This window comes from Tabrizicola aquatica (genome assembly GCF_002900975.1).
Taxonomy (GTDB): domain Bacteria; phylum Pseudomonadota; class Alphaproteobacteria; order Rhodobacterales; family Rhodobacteraceae; genus Tabrizicola; species Tabrizicola aquatica.
This window is the reverse complement of record NZ_PJON01000001.1, coordinates 746,255-759,701: the sequence shown is the minus strand read 5'-3', so window position 1 is coordinate 759,701 and position 13,447 is coordinate 746,255. Positions and strand designations below refer to the sequence as shown.

General features: G+C 66.3%; 12 protein-coding genes. 9 read left to right on the top strand and 3 right to left on the bottom strand.

Going from position 1 to position 13,447, the window contains the following annotated elements:
• Position 1: 1 nt before the first annotated feature.
• On the bottom strand, positions 2-1,048 hold the full coding sequence (locus tag CXR42_RS03670; protein WP_281256701.1) for a substrate-binding domain-containing protein: 1,047 nt from the start codon (positions 1,046-1,048) through the stop codon (positions 2-4).
• Positions 1,049-1,296: 248 nt separating this feature from the next.
• Between CXR42_RS03670 and CXR42_RS03665 the strand changes: the two genes are divergently transcribed.
• From CXR42_RS03665 to CXR42_RS03645, 5 genes are all read left to right on the top strand, one after another.
• A complete protein-coding gene (locus CXR42_RS03665; protein WP_103256134.1) occupies positions 1,297-2,643 on the top strand; it encodes an ABC transporter substrate-binding protein in 1,347 nt (448 codons plus the stop codon).
• 125 nt (positions 2,644-2,768) lie between these two features.
• Positions 2,769-4,115, top strand: coding sequence for a carbohydrate ABC transporter permease (locus CXR42_RS03660; RefSeq protein WP_425444850.1), 1,347 nt, complete (start codon positions 2,769-2,771; stop codon positions 4,113-4,115).
• Positions 4,115-5,254, top strand: a complete 1,140-nt coding sequence (locus CXR42_RS03655) for a carbohydrate ABC transporter permease (RefSeq protein ID WP_103256132.1) — start codon at positions 4,115-4,117, stop codon at positions 5,252-5,254. Before CXR42_RS03660 ends, CXR42_RS03655 begins: the two co-directional genes overlap by 1 nt.
• A gap of 2 nt (positions 5,255-5,256) precedes the next feature.
• Entirely contained in the window at positions 5,257-6,894 is a 1,638-nt protein-coding gene (locus CXR42_RS03650; RefSeq protein WP_180995997.1) for an alpha-amylase family glycosyl hydrolase, read from the top strand.
• Between the two features lie 12 nt (positions 6,895-6,906).
• Positions 6,907-7,992 carry an ABC transporter ATP-binding protein gene (locus tag CXR42_RS03645; RefSeq protein WP_103256131.1) on the top strand — a complete coding sequence of 362 codons (1,086 nt, stop codon included), beginning with the start codon at positions 6,907-6,909 and terminating at the stop codon, positions 7,990-7,992.
• On the opposite strand, the gene CXR42_RS19860 is transcribed toward CXR42_RS03645, so the two are convergent.
• A complete protein-coding gene (locus tag CXR42_RS19860; protein ID WP_281256699.1) occupies positions 7,983-8,108 on the bottom strand; it encodes a hypothetical protein in 126 nt (41 codons plus the stop codon). The two genes, CXR42_RS03645 and CXR42_RS19860, sit on opposite strands and share 10 nt — an antisense overlap.
• 70 nt (positions 8,109-8,178) lie before the next feature.
• On the opposite strand from CXR42_RS19860, the gene CXR42_RS19855 reads away from it, so the two are divergent.
• From CXR42_RS19855 to CXR42_RS03630, 3 genes are all read left to right on the top strand, one after another.
• A complete protein-coding gene (locus tag CXR42_RS19855; RefSeq protein ID WP_180995958.1) occupies positions 8,179-8,928 on the top strand; it encodes a GNAT family N-acetyltransferase in 750 nt (249 codons plus the stop codon).
• A gap of 42 nt (positions 8,929-8,970) precedes the next feature.
• The gene (locus CXR42_RS03635; RefSeq protein ID WP_103256129.1) at positions 8,971-9,756 is read left to right on the top strand and encodes a phytanoyl-CoA dioxygenase family protein; all 786 of its coding nucleotides are present in this window, start codon (positions 8,971-8,973) and stop codon (positions 9,754-9,756) included.
• Between the two features lie 237 nt (positions 9,757-9,993).
• On the top strand, positions 9,994-10,986 hold the full coding sequence (locus CXR42_RS03630) for a TDT family transporter (protein WP_103256128.1): 993 nt from the start codon (positions 9,994-9,996) through the stop codon (positions 10,984-10,986).
• Between the two features lie 175 nt (positions 10,987-11,161).
• Here the strand turns inward: CXR42_RS03630 and CXR42_RS03625 are convergent, their stop codons facing one another.
• Entirely contained in the window at positions 11,162-11,860 is a 699-nt protein-coding gene (locus CXR42_RS03625; protein ID WP_103256127.1) for a type 1 glutamine amidotransferase, read from the bottom strand.
• Between the two features lie 132 nt (positions 11,861-11,992).
• On the opposite strand from CXR42_RS03625, the gene guaB reads away from it, so the two are divergent.
• A complete protein-coding gene (gene guaB, locus CXR42_RS03620; protein WP_103256126.1) occupies positions 11,993-13,441 on the top strand; it encodes an IMP dehydrogenase in 1,449 nt (482 codons plus the stop codon).
• Positions 13,442-13,447 lie beyond the last annotated feature (6 nt).

Sequence of the window (13,447 nt, the reverse complement as noted above, 5' to 3'; positions counted from 1 at the left end):
GTCAGGCTTTCGGTGCGGGGCCGGTGGATTGGCCGATGATCAGTTCCGCCTCGAGCAGGCGCTGTTGCGGGGCATCTTCGGGATGGGCGATGAGGGCCAGCAGCATCTCGGCCGCCAGGCGCCCGGCCTCGCGCACCGAAGAGCGGGTGGCGGTGAAGATCGGCACGTCCTCGCCGTTCTTCATGTAGGACAGGTCGTCGTCGTGGATGATGATCGACACGTCGCGGCCCACCACCAGGCCGGCGGATTCCACAGCACGCCGCGCCCCCATGCCCGAGATCATCGAGGCGCACAGGAGGGCTGTCGGCGGCTGGGGCAGGGTGAGCATGGCTTGCGTGGCGCGGAAGCCCGCGACTTCGGTCATCTCGTCCGAGAACATCAGGCCCGGGTCCGGCGTGATCCCGCGTGCCGTCAGCGCATCGACATAGCCGGTGCGGCGGCGGATGGCGAAATCCATGAACTCCAACCCGTTCACGAGGCCGATGCGGCTGTGGCCAAGGTCCAGCAGAAACTCGGTCGCGCGCTGGAAGGCGCGGCGGTTGTTCACGTCCAGCCAGGAATAGGGCTCGGCCGTGCCGGTGGCGCGGCCATGGACGACGAAGGGCAGGCCGATCTCGCGCAGAAGGGCGATGCGGGGGTCGTTCATTCGCGGGGCATGGACGATGACGCCATCGACGTTGCCCTTGGATTTCAGCCCGCGATAGGTGGCGTCCTCATCCTCGTCCGGGACGACGGACAATATCATGTCATAGTCGTTGCGGCTGTAGGTTTCCCCCGCGCCGGCGATGAAATCGGCGAAAACGGGGTTCACGATCTCATGCCGTGTGGCGATCGGGATCACGTGGCCCACGGCCATGGCGCGCCCGGTGGCCAGGCGGATGGCGCGGGTGTTCGGGTGATAGTTGTGCCGCTTGGCCGCAGCGATGACGCGTTCGCGGGTGGCTTCGTTCACTTCCGGATAGCCGTTCAGCGCGCGCGACACCGTGGTGGGCGACAGTCCCAGCTTGGTCGCGAGTTCCTTCAGGTTCATCGCTGCGTCACGCTTCAAAACGGTTTCAATCGCCCGGACCTTAGTCAGCCGGTCGCGCCGCGTCAAAAAGTATCACTCGGCTGGCTATAACGTTTACGGTAAGCCGGATGCACAAGCAACAGGCCCGTTGCAACGGTTCAAGGCGCTTTGGATTGACTTGAGGGGCGGGATCGGACAGGGTGAACCATCCAAAGCGGTTTGAAGCGATTCTGCCGCCGTTGGGAAAAACGCCCCGCCGTGAGGGCGGGTGAATCGGGAGGATGCACATGAAGACGAAGCTTCTCGTCAGCGCAGCGGCGCTGGCGCTTTCGGCCGGTGGGTCGGTCGCGCAGGACCTGAAGTACCCGGTGGGCGAGGGTGCCTTCAACTGGGACAGCTACAAGGCTTATGACGAGGCCACCAACCTGGAAGGTCAGACCCTGACCATCTTCGGGCCCTGGCGCGGCGAGGACCAGGTTCTGGTCGAGTCGATGCTGGCCTATTTCGAGGCGGCCTCGGGCGTGGACGTGAACTATTCGTCCTCGGAAGGCTATGAACAGCAGATCATCATCGACGCCGAAGCGGGTTCGCCCCCGGATGTCGCGGTGCTGCCGCAGCCCGGCCTGATCGCCGACCTGGCCGCGAAGGGCTTTATCCAGCCCCTGGGCGACGAGACCAAGCAGTGGCTGACCGACAACTACGGCGCGGGCGCCTCGTGGGCGGCGCTGGGGACCTACAAGGGCAAGGACGGGGCCGAAGCCCTGTTTGCCTTCCCCTACAAGGCCGACGTGAAGTCGCTGGTCTGGTACAGCCCGGAAAACTTCGAGGACGCCGGCTATGCCGTGCCGACCACGATGGAAGAGCTGAAGGCCCTGACCGACAAGATCGTCGCCGATGGCGGCACGCCCTGGTGCATCGGTCTGGGTTCGGGCGGCGCGACCGGCTGGCCCGCGACCGACTGGGTCGAGGACATGATGCTGCGCACCCAGTCGCCCGAGGTCTATGACCAGTGGGTGACCAACGCGCTGCCGTTCAACAGCCCCGAAGTCCTGGGCGCGATCGAGGAATTCGGCTGGTTCGCCAAGAACGACGCCTACGTTCAGGGCGGTGCGGCCGCGGTCGCTTCGACCGACTTCCGCGACAGCCCCAAGGGCCTCTTTGCCTCGCCTCCGGGCTGCTACATGCACCGTCAGGCCAGCTTCATCCCGTCCTTCTTCCCGGAAGGCACCGAGCTGGGCACGGATGCGGACTTCTTCTACTTCCCGGCCTATGCCGAGAAGGATCTGGGCCAGCCGGTGCTGGGCGCGGGCACGCTTGCATTCATCATGAAGGACAGCGATGCGGCGCGGGCCTTCATCGAGTTCCTGAAGACCCCGATCGCGCATGAAGTCTGGATGTCGCAGACCGGCTTTGTCACCCCGCACAAGGGCGTGAACGTCGACCTCTACGGTTCGGCCGCGCTGAAGAAGCAGGGCGAGATCCTGGCCAACGCCACCACCTTCCGCTTCGACGGGTCCGACCTGATGCCGGGCGCCGTGGGTGCAGGCAGCTTCTGGACCGCGATGGTCGACTATGTCGGCGGCAAGTCGGCACAGGAAGTGGCTGACGCTGTTCAGGCCAGCTGGCCGAAGTGATCTGACGATTTCCCCGGGCCTGTTCTCGCAGGCTCGGGGTCCTATACCAGAAGCCGGATCGAACCGGACGATACGTGCTGCTTGGGTCTAGGGAGGGGCGAATGGACCAGGCTTTCCTGGCGCTAGTGACCATCGTGATCGGCGTAGGCGGATGCGTTGGCTACTTCTGGGCGTCGAACATCTTTCTCGACAAGGTGATCTTTCCGGCGCGCGGCCCCCAGGCCGGGCGGAACATCAGCCGCGCCAACATGGTGCGCCCCTGGTTGTTCCTGTTTCCCGCCCTGCTCGCGCTGGGGCTTTATTTGGCCTATCCGGTCTTTGCGACCGCCTGGCTGTCGCTGAACCGGAACACGGGCGGCGAGCTGGTCTTTGTGGGCTTCGACAACTACCGGCAGATGTTCAGCGAGTCGAAGTTCTGGGAGTCGCTCAGCAACAACATGATGTGGCTGATCGTGGTGCCGGCGCTGGCGACCGCCTTCGGCCTTCTGGCGGCGCAGCTCACCGACCGCATCCGCTGGGGCAACCTGGCCAAGTCCCTGATCTTCATGCCGATGGCGATTTCCTTCGTTGGCGCCTCGGTGATCTGGAAGCTGATCTATGACACCCGCGAGGCGGGGCAGACGCAGATTGGCCTCTTGAACGCGATCTGGCTGCAGTTCGAAGGCGGGCTCGGGTCGCTGCTGATCCTGCGGCTGTTGCCGGCGGTGCTGCTGGTGGGCTTTGCGCTGGCGCTGCTGTGGGTGCTTTGGACAGTCTTGCAGCGATTTGGTGCTCTGACGGCAGTCGCGGTTATCGTGCTGGCTGCTGGTGCGAGCTATTTCGGCTCCCAGGTGTATCGTTATCTGACCGATGCACTGCCTGGTGTCGGTTGGCTTCTACTTGCGGCGGCCCTCTTATTCTCCGGCCTTTGGGCTGCAAGAGCGGGTAATTTTGGAATTGTGGCTAGATTGCTCGGAGGGTTCGTTGCAGCCTGGCTGGCCTATGTCGCCGTGTCCTGGGCCTATGGCGCGGCGACGGCGGAGCTGCCGTATGGGCAACCGCAGTTCTGGCTGCAGATCCCGTTCTGGAACAACTTCTTCCTGATGGCCGTCCTGGTCTGGCTGCAGACCGGCTTTGCCATGGTGATCCTGTCGGCCGCCTTGCGCGGTGTGCCCGAGGACACGATCGAGGCCGCGATCATCGACGGGGCCAACCCGTTCCAGATCTTCTTCAAGATCAAGGTGCCGCAGATCATGGGGACCATCGTCGTGGTCTGGACCACGATCACCATCACCGTCCTGAAGGTCTTTGACATCGTCCGCGCGATGACCGGCGGCCAGCAGGAAACGCAGGTGCTGGCCAACTACATGTACGACAAGCTGTTCGTGGCGGTGGATTGGGGTGTCGGCTCGGCTTCCGCGATGATCATCCTGCTTCTGGTCACGCCGATCCTGGTCTGGAACGTCTGGAACGCCCGGAAGGAGATGCGGTGATGGACAACATTGCGGGCAAGAAACCGGCGCTGACCTGGGCCGTGCATCTGTCGGTCGGGCTTCTGGTGCTGTTGTGGGTGATCCCGACCTTGGGGCTTCTGGTCTCGTCCTTCCGGTCGGGGGATCAGATCGTCTCCTCCGGCTGGTGGGACGCGCTTTTCACGCAAGAACAGCAGATGGCCCCGATCCGCATCGAGGGTGAAGAGGTCGCGCGCGACGGTGCCTTCGTGATCGAGGGGCGGCTGTTCACCGCCGAGGGCGTGGCGGTCAGCGCCTGGGGCACCTCGTCGCGCGAGCCGACGGCGTTCGAGCCGGGGGCGACCGCCGACCTGGGAGACGGGCAGACGGTGACGGTGCAGGCGGACGGTGCTTATGTCCTGACCTCGGCCACCACGACCGAGGGCACGCGCCTGCCGCGCATCTTCACCACGGCGGCCACCCCGCCCGAGTTCACCACCAACAACTACAACACGGTCCTTTTCAGCCCGATGGCCGGGCAGTCGATCTTCCAGGCCTTCATGAACACCGCGACCGTGGCGATCCCGGCGACGATCATCCCGATCCTGGTTGCGGCCTTTGCCGCCTATGCCCTGGCCTGGATGGAGTTTCCGGGCCGCGCGCTCTTGATTGCGGCTATCGTCGGCCTCCTCGTGGTGCCGCTGCAACTGGCGCTGATCCCGCTTCTTCAGATCCACAACGCCATCGGCATCGGCAAGGGCTACCTTGGCATCTGGTTGGCCCATACTGGGTTTGGTCTACCCTTGGCGATCTACCTGTTGCGCAACTACATGGTTGGCCTGCCGCGCGACATCATCGAGAATGCCAAGGTCGACGGGGCCACGGATTTCCAGATATTCACCAAGATCATCCTGCCCTTGTCCTTCCCGGCGCTGGCCAGCTTTGCGATCTTCCAGTTCCTCTGGACCTGGAACGACCTTCTGGTGGCGCTGGTGTTCCTGGGCACCAGCAATGACCAGCAGGTGCTGACCGGCAATATCGTGAACCTGATGGGCAGCCGCGGTGGCGACTGGGAAATCCTGAGCGCCTCGGCCTTCGTGTCCATCGCGGTGCCGCTGGTGGTGTTCTTCTCGATGCAGCGCTTCCTGGTGCGCGGGCTTCTGGCGGGGTCGGTCAAGTGACGATGATGGAGCGTGAGGGGCGCCGGGTCCTGGCTGCGGACCCGGATTGGTGGCGCGGGGCGGTGATCTATCAGATCTATCCGCGCAGCTATCAGGACAGCGATGGCGACGGTGTGGGGGACCTGGCCGGGATCACCGGGCGGCTGGACCATATCGCCGGCCTTGGCGCCGATGCGATCTGGATCAGCCCGTTCTTCACCAGCCCGATGAAGGACTTCGGCTATGACGTCAGCGACTATTGCGACGTCGATCCGATGTTCGGCAAACTGGCGGACTTTGACGCGCTGGTCGCACGGGCGCATGCGCTGGGGCTACGGGTAATGATCGACCTGGTGCTGTCGCACACCAGCGACCAGCATGCCTGGTTCAAGGAAAGCCGGCAGAACCGTTCGAACGACCGCGCCGACTGGTATGTCTGGGCCGATCCCAAGCCCGACGGCACGCCCCCGAACAACTGGCTGTCGGTCTTTGGCGGATCGGCCTGGGAATGGGACGGCCGGCGCGAGCAATATTTCCTGCACAACTTCCTGGCCAGCCAGCCCGACCTGAACCTGCACCACGAACCCGTGCAAGAGGCTCTTCTGGACGTCGCGCGCTTCTGGCTGAAGCGCGGGGTGGACGGGTTCCGGCTGGACACGATCAACTTCTACTTTGCCGACAAGTACCTGCGCGACAATCCCCCGCTGCCGAAAGAGTTGCGCAACGACAGCATCGCGCCGTCGGTGAACCCGTATAATCACCAGCTGCATCTTTTCTCGAAGAACCAGCCGGAGAACATGAATTTTCTGCGAAAATTCAGGGCCGTGCTGAACCCCTACAATGCCGCCGCCGTGGGCGAGGTGGGTGATGCCCAGCGGGGGCTGGAGATCATGGCCGAGTATACCTCGGGCGGGGACAAGGTGCAGATGTGCTACCCGTTCGAGATGCTGCAACCGACGCGGCTGACGGCGCCCCTTCTGGAGGAAACTTTTGCCCGGATGCGGGCGGCGGCGCCGGATGCCTGGCCCTGCTGGTCCTACTCGAACCACGACACCGTGCGCCACATCACGCGCTGGCACCTGACGGCCGAGGCGGCCAAGACCTATGCCACGCTTCTGGTGTGCCTGCGCGGCTCGCTTTGCCTGTATCAGGGTGAAGAGCTTGGCCTGCCCGAGGCGGAACTGGCGCTGGACGAGTTGCGTGATCCCTATGGCATCCAGTTCTGGCCGGAGTTCAAGGGCCGCGACGGCGCGCGGACGCCGATGGTCTGGGTCACCGACAATGCGAACGGCGGGTTCAGCCATGGCCGGCCCTGGCTGCCGGTGAAGCCGCCGCACCTGCCGCTTTCGGTTGCCGCGCAGGAAGGGGACGAAACCTCGATCCTGGCGCATTACCGTCGGGCACTGGCCTTCCGCCGCGCGCATCCGGTGCTGCGCACTGGCGCGATGGAGGAGATCCGTGCCCAAGGCGAGGCCGCGACCTTCTTGCGCCGCGGAGAGGAGACGCTGTTCTGCGCCTTCAACCTGGGTGACGGGGTGGCGGAAGTGCTGTTGCCGGCGGGCGACTGGACGGTAATCGGACCGGAACTGGGCAGCCAGCCGGTCGCAGCGGGGCGCGCAAGCTTGCCGCCCTGGGGCATCTGCCTGGCGAAACGGGGCTGAGGGAGGGAACACATGGCCGATCTGGTCTTGAAGAACGTCGAAAAGGCCTATGGCGAGGTCAAGGTGTTGAAGGACATCAACCTTGACATCAAGACGGGCGAGTTGATCGTCTTTGTGGGGCCATCGGGCTGCGGGAAATCCACGCTGCTGCGGATGATCGCGGGGCTGGAGAAGATCACCGGCGGTGATTTCAGCATCGACGGGGTGCGGATGAACGATGTGCCTCCGGCACAGCGTGGCATCGCGATGGTGTTCCAAAGCTATGCGCTCTATCCGCACATGACCGTGCGCGACAACATGAGCTTTGCGTTGAAACTGGCGAAGAAGTCCCCGGCCGAGATTTCGGCGGCGGTGGACAAGGCCGCGCGCATCCTGCAACTGACCCCCTATCTTGACCGCCTGCCGAAGGCGCTGTCGGGGGGCCAGCGCCAGCGCGTGGCGATCGGGCGCAGCATTGTGCGCGACCCGAAGGTCTATCTCTTTGACGAGCCGCTCTCGAACCTGGACGCCGCGCTGCGGGTGGCGACGCGGATCGAAATCGCCCAGTTGAAAGAGGCGATGCCGCAGTCGACGATGATCTATGTGACCCACGACCAGGTCGAGGCGATGACCCTGGCCACCCGGATCGTCGTTCTGGCGGGGGGTGGGATCAGCCAGGTCGGAAGTCCGCTGGAACTGTACGAGCGGCCCGAGAACGAGTTCGTCGCCCAGTTCATCGGCAGCCCGTCGATGAACCTGCTGACCGGCGAGGTTGTGGGCACCGGCGCGGAAACGCTGGTGCGGCTGGACAATGGCGGAATGGCCAAGTCGCATGTCGCGACGCAGAACACCGACAAGGGCCTGCGGGTCAAGATCGGCGTGCGGCCCGAGGACTTTCACGAGACCGACGGCGAGGCGATCCACTCCGGCGAGGTCGAGATCACCGAGGCCCTGGGGGAGGTGACGCTTCTGTACTTCCGCAAGCAGGGCGATGCGGCCGCCGTGGTGGCCAAGCTGCCGGGTATCCGGCCGGAACTGCGCTATCAGACGGTGAATCTGACCGCCGATCCGTCGAAGGTGCATCTGTTCGCCAACGGCAAGTCGCTGCTTTATCGCTGAATCAGGGCGACCAGCCCCAGCCAGAACAGGCTGAGCAATCCCGCAACGATCACCGGCACCCAAAGCGTCAGCCTTGGGGTAGGGGCGGGTGTGGCGCGAAGCGAGATGCGTTTCATCGGGATATCCTTGCGACTCCTTTCCGTCGATTAAGGGCATCGAAAGATTTCCCGGCCGTTAATGCTGGCCATGGACGCCTTTCTGCCCTTTCAGCAAAGTCCGGTCTATGCGGCCGCCGCTTCCGCCCTTGGCGCGCGGGTCCGCATGGTGGACGGGGCGCTGGCGGTTGAGCGGGGGCGACTGCGGCTGATCTCTCGCGTGACGGGGCTGGACCGGATGGGCCTGCGGCGGCTGGCCCGCTGGCCGGGGCTGACGGTGGTGACGCCCGAAGTGCCGGTGGCGGGCTTTGGCCTTGTGCCGCTGGTGACGCCGCTGCACCACGCGGTCTGGCGGCTGGAAGGCGACCTGCGATCAGGCATGACGGCCAAATGGCGCAACCGCCTGGTCTCGGCGGAGGCGTCGGTGCGGGTGCGGCGTGGGGACGCCCGAACGCTGGACCACCTGATCCGCGAAGAGGCGACCCAGCGCCGGGCGCGGCGCTATCGGGCATTGCCCGAGGGGTTCGCCCGCGCGCTTGACCCCGATGCGCTGCGGCTGTGGGAATGGCGCGAGGGCGGCACGATGGCGGCGGCGATGGCTTTTGTGGTCCACGGAAGTTCGGCGACCTATCACCTCGGCTGGGCCTCGGCTGCGGCCAGGGCGGTGGGGGTGCATGGGGTGATGCTGATGCGCGCGGCCGAGGGCTTGCGGGCCGAGGGGGTGCGCTGGCTGGACCTTGGGTCGGTGGACACCGAGGCCGCGCCCGGCCTGGCGCGGTTCAAGCTGGGCACCGGAGCGGACCTGCGCCGGCTGGGCGCAACTTGCCTGGTCTTGCCCTGACGCCCGCGCCGGGGCAGGGTGCGCGAAAGTGGAGGGGCAGTCATGGTCACGGTGACGGATGAGATGGTCGCGGCCTACCAGCGCGACGGGGTGGTGCTGGTCAAGGGGCTGTGGGCCGACTGGGTCGAGATGCTGCGCGCGGGCGTGGCGCGGAACATGGCGAACCCGACCAACCAGATGGCGACGCTGAAACCGGGCGAGCCGGGGTATTTCTTCGACGACTACTGCAACTGGCAGAAGGTGCCCGAGTTCGGGGCGGTGATCCGCCAATCCGGCGTGGCCGAGGTCGCGGCGCGGTTGATGGGGTCGGAGCGGGTGCAGATGTTCCACGACCATGTTCTGGTGAAGGAACCCGGAACGACGAAGCCGACGCCCTGGCACACGGACGGGCCGTATTACTTTGTCGAGGGCAGGCAGACGGTCAGCTTCTGGTCGCCGCTGGACCCGGTGAAAGAGGCCGCGCTGCGCTGCGTGGCGGGGTCGCACCGGTGGAAGAAGGACGTGCTGCCGACGCGGTGGATGTCCGAGACGAACTTCTATCCCGGCGAGGACGACTATATGCCGGTCCCGGACCCCGAGGCGGAGGGCATGGAAATCCGGGAATGGGAGATGGAGCCGGGCGATGCGGTGGCCTTCAACTTCCGCACCCTGCATGGGGCGCGGGGGAACACGACCGCGAACCGGCGGCGGGCCTTCTCGCTGCGGCTGGTGGGCGAGGATGCCCGCTATGTGGAGCGGCCCGGCCCGACCTCGCCGCCGTTTCCGGGGCATGGGATGGTGGCGGGCCAGCGGCTGCGCGAGGACTGGTTCCCGGTCCTGCGGGGCTAAGGTGTCCATGGTGGACAATCCGGCTTATGCGTTGCATTGCAAAGGGTTGGCGGCGGATGTTAGGATTTTCTTGACATCTTTTGTCTGCGTGCGGGAAGGCTGGCGAGGGGCTGGCGGTGGGCGGAAAGGCGGGCCTTCGCCGCAGACCTTTGCGGCAGATCAAGGACGACCGTTGCGCACCGGGACAGACCGCACCTTGGCCCTGCACCGGGCCCTCTTGATCGCAAGGACATCCGCATGACGCTTGACGCGCGCCCGAAACGCTATCCGCCGCCCGAGTTTCCGCCGCGGCGGCCGAAGCTGTTTGCCCGGACCCCCCCGGCGGTATTCCCCTCGATCCTGGGGCTGCTGGGCCTGGTCTCGGCCGTGCGGCTGGGCCTGGGGCGGATGGGCTGGGACATGGGGCCGGGAGACCTGGCGGCGGGACTGGTCGTGGCGCTGTGGGCCTTTGCGGCGGTGGCCTATGGGGTCAAGGTCGCGCGGCGGCCGGGGGTGGTGATGGAGGATTTGCGGGTCCTGCCGGGGCGGTCGGGCCTGGCCACGCTGACCATGGGGGGCATGGTCACGGCGGGGCTGGTCGCCAGCTATAGCGCGCCGGTCGGCAGCGTGCTTCTGGTGCTGGCGCTGGCCGGCCATGCGATGCTGGCGGGGCTGCTGGTGCGGCTGCTTCTCAGCCTTCCGGCCGAAGCGCGGGCCGTGAACCCGACGCTGCATCTGAGCCTGGTGGGCTTTATCGTCGGCGCGGGCCCCGCGCTGGCGCTGGGGTGGGGCGGGTTGGCCGAGGCGCTGTTCTGGGCGGTCATGCCGGTGGCCATGGTGATCTGGGGGCTGAGTGCGGCGCAGTTCGCCAAGGCCGTGCCGCCCGCGCCCTTGCGTCCGTTTCTGGCGATCCACCTTGCGCCGGCGGCGCTTTTGGCGCTGGTCGCGGGGCTTTTGGGCAAGCCGGGTCTGGCGCTGGTCTTTCTGGCTTTGGGCGCGGCCTATGGGCTGGTGCTGCTGGCGGCGGGGCGCTGGGTCACGGCCTCCGGGCCATCGCCCTTGTGGGGCGCCTTCACCTTTCCGCTGGCGGCGCTGGCCAGTGCGATGCTGGTGGCCGGCGGGGCGTGGCTTTGGCCGGGCCTTGTGCTGGTCGCTGTTGGCCTTGGGGTCATTCCGGCGATTGCCTGGTGGGTGTTGAAACGCTGGCCGGGGGGCAAGCTGGCGGCGGTGACCAACGCGGCCGAGGCGTGAGGGCCGGGGTGTAAGGGCCAAGGTGCAAGGGCTGGGGCGGTTTTCGAATTGAGCGCGTTCCGCGCAAGCCTTTTGTCTCGCCTTTGCGCGCGACGGGCGCGCAACGGCTCGGTCGTTGGGGGTTTTCCACCCCCAAACCCCCGGAGGATATTTGGAGCCAGGTGAAAGGGTTTGGTCAGGCGAGCAGGCTGACCCAGGCCCGGGCGAGGGTCAGTCCGTGGGCGTCGGCCTCGCGCCCCCTGGTGCGGGCGAGGTCGGGATGGCGCGCGCCCCAGCCGGGGTGCATCCGTTCGGTCAGGTCGGGAAAGGTGCGGGTCCAGTCCTGGACGACGGGGCGGCTCGCCTCGAAATGGAACTGGGTGCCATAAGTGGCGCGGCCGATGCGGAAGGCCTGGTGGCGAGCGGTGGCGCTGTGGGCAAGGTGGGTTGCACCTTCGGGCAAGGTGAAGGTGTCGGAGTGCCACTGGAAGATCGGGAAGGTTTCGGGAAGTGTGCCGAGGACCGGGTCGGCGCGGCCCTCGTCGGTCAGTGTGACGTCGACCCAGCCGAATTCGGGCGCGGTGCCGAGGTGGTTTTCCGCCCCGAAGGCGCGGGCGAGAAGCTGGGAGCCGAGGCAGATGCCGAGGACCGGCTTGTCCGCCGCGGCATAGGCGGCCATCAGGTCGGCAAGTGCGGGCAGGTAGGGGTGGCTGTCGTCGTCGCGGGCCGATTGTTCGCCGCCAAAGACGATCAGCGCGTCGGCCTCGGGTCTGGCGGGCAATGGCTGGCCGGACCAGGGTTTGTGCAGGTCGATCAGGGCCGCGGCCTCGTGCAGGGCCACGCCGACCTGGCCGTGATGGGTGATCCGGGTATTCTCGACGATGGCGACGCGCATGATGCCCCCCTGGTTCAGGCGTAATCTGCATGGGCGCGCGGCGGCTGCAAGGGCGTCATTTTCCCTTGCGTCGGCGGGCGGGCCGTGAAAAGGGGAACCGCCAAACGAGGCTTGCTCCCGGAGGGAAAACCCATGGAGATTCGTGAGGCTCTCACCTTTGATGACGTGCTTCTGGTGCCTGCGGCATCCAGCGTTCTGCCGTCGGATGCGGATACGTCGACCTGGGTTACCCAGTCGATCCGGATGAACATTCCGCTGCTCTCCAGCGCGATGGACACGGTGACCGAGGGCCGGATGGCGATTGCCATGGCGCAGGCGGGCGGGATCGGGGTGATCCACCGCAACCTGGACCCCGAGGCGCAGGCCCGGGAAGTGCGGCGGGTGAAGCGGTTCGAAAGCGGGGTGGTCTATCAGCCGATCACGCTGACGCCGGACCAGACGCTGGCCGATGCCAAGGTGTTGATGGAGCGGTATTCGATCACCGGGTTCCCGGTGGTGGACGACAGGGGCCGGGTGCTGGGGATCGTGACCAACCGCGACATGCGCTTTGCCAGCGACGACAAGACGCCGGTGCGGGTGATGATGACCGGGGAGAACCTGGCGATCCTGCGCGAGCCGGTGGACCGGGCCGAGGCGATCAGCCTGATGAAGGCGCGGCGGATCGAGAAGCTTCTGGTGACGGACGGGCAGGGCAAGTTGACGGGGCTTCTGACCCTGAAGGACACCGAGAAGTCGGTGCTGAACCCCAATGCCTGCAAGGACGAGATGGGGCGGCTGCGGGTGGCTGCGGCCTCGACCGTCGGGGATGCGGGGTTCGAGCGGTCGCAGGCCCTGATCGACGCGGGCGTGGACCTGGTGGTGATCGATACGGCGCATGGACACTCGGAAGGGGTGGCCCGCGCGGTGGAGCGGATCAAGAAGCTGTCGAACCGGGTGCAGGTGGTGGCGGGCAACGTCGCCACGGCCGAGGCGACGCGCGCGCTGATCGGCGCCGGGGCGGATGCGGTGAAGGTGGGCATCGGGCCGGGGTCGATCTGCACGACGCGGATTGTGGCGGGGGTCGGCGTGCCGCAGTTGACGGCGATCATGGATTCGGCGCGGGCGGCGGGCGATGTGCCGGTGATCGCGGATGGCGGGATCAAGTATTCCGGCGATTTCGCCAAGGCGATCGCGGCGGGGGCCTCTTGCGCGATGGTCGGGTCGGCGATTGCGGGGACGGATGAGAGCCCGGGCGAGGTGATCCTGTGGAACGGGCGGTCGTTCAAGGCCTATCGCGGCATGGGCAGCCTTGGCGCGATGGCGCGCGGCTCGGCCGACCGGTATTTCCAGAAGGATGCGGCAAGCGACAAGCTGGTACCGGAAGGGATCGAGGGGCAGGTGCCCTACAAGGGCACGGCGGCGGCGGTCATTCACCAGATGGTCGGCGGGCTGCGGGCGGCGATGGGCTATACGGGCTGTGCGACGGTGGCCGAGATGCGGACCAAGTGCCAGTTCGTGCGGATCACCGGGGCGGGGCTGAAGGAAAGCCATGTCCATGACGTGCAGATCACGCGGGAAAGCCCGAACTACCGGGTCGGATGAGGCTGG

What these genes read in the sequence shown, in the direction of transcription:
- CXR42_RS19855 (WP_180995958.1), top strand. Translation starts at nt 8,179, where the DNA reads ATGGACGCCTTTCTGCCCTTTCAGCAAAGTCCGGTCTATGCGGCCGCC.
- CXR42_RS03625 (WP_103256127.1), bottom strand. Translation starts at nt 11,860, where the DNA reads ATGCGCGTCGCCATCGTCGAGAATACCCGGATCACCCATCACGGCCAG.
- CXR42_RS03655 (WP_103256132.1), top strand. Translation starts at nt 4,115, where the DNA reads ATGGACAACATTGCGGGCAAGAAACCGGCGCTGACCTGGGCCGTGCAT.
- CXR42_RS03650 (WP_180995997.1), top strand. Translation starts at nt 5,257, where the DNA reads ATGATGGAGCGTGAGGGGCGCCGGGTCCTGGCTGCGGACCCGGATTGG.
- CXR42_RS03665 (WP_103256134.1), top strand. Translation starts at nt 1,297, where the DNA reads ATGAAGACGAAGCTTCTCGTCAGCGCAGCGGCGCTGGCGCTTTCGGCC.
- guaB (WP_103256126.1), top strand. Translation starts at nt 11,993, where the DNA reads ATGGAGATTCGTGAGGCTCTCACCTTTGATGACGTGCTTCTGGTGCCT.
- CXR42_RS03630 (WP_103256128.1), top strand. Translation starts at nt 9,994, where the DNA reads ATGACGCTTGACGCGCGCCCGAAACGCTATCCGCCGCCCGAGTTTCCG.
- CXR42_RS03635 (WP_103256129.1), top strand. Translation starts at nt 8,971, where the DNA reads ATGGTCACGGTGACGGATGAGATGGTCGCGGCCTACCAGCGCGACGGG.
- CXR42_RS03645 (WP_103256131.1), top strand. Translation starts at nt 6,907, where the DNA reads ATGGCCGATCTGGTCTTGAAGAACGTCGAAAAGGCCTATGGCGAGGTC.
- CXR42_RS19860 (WP_281256699.1), bottom strand. Translation starts at nt 8,108, where the DNA reads ATGAAACGCATCTCGCTTCGCGCCACACCCGCCCCTACCCCAAGGCTG.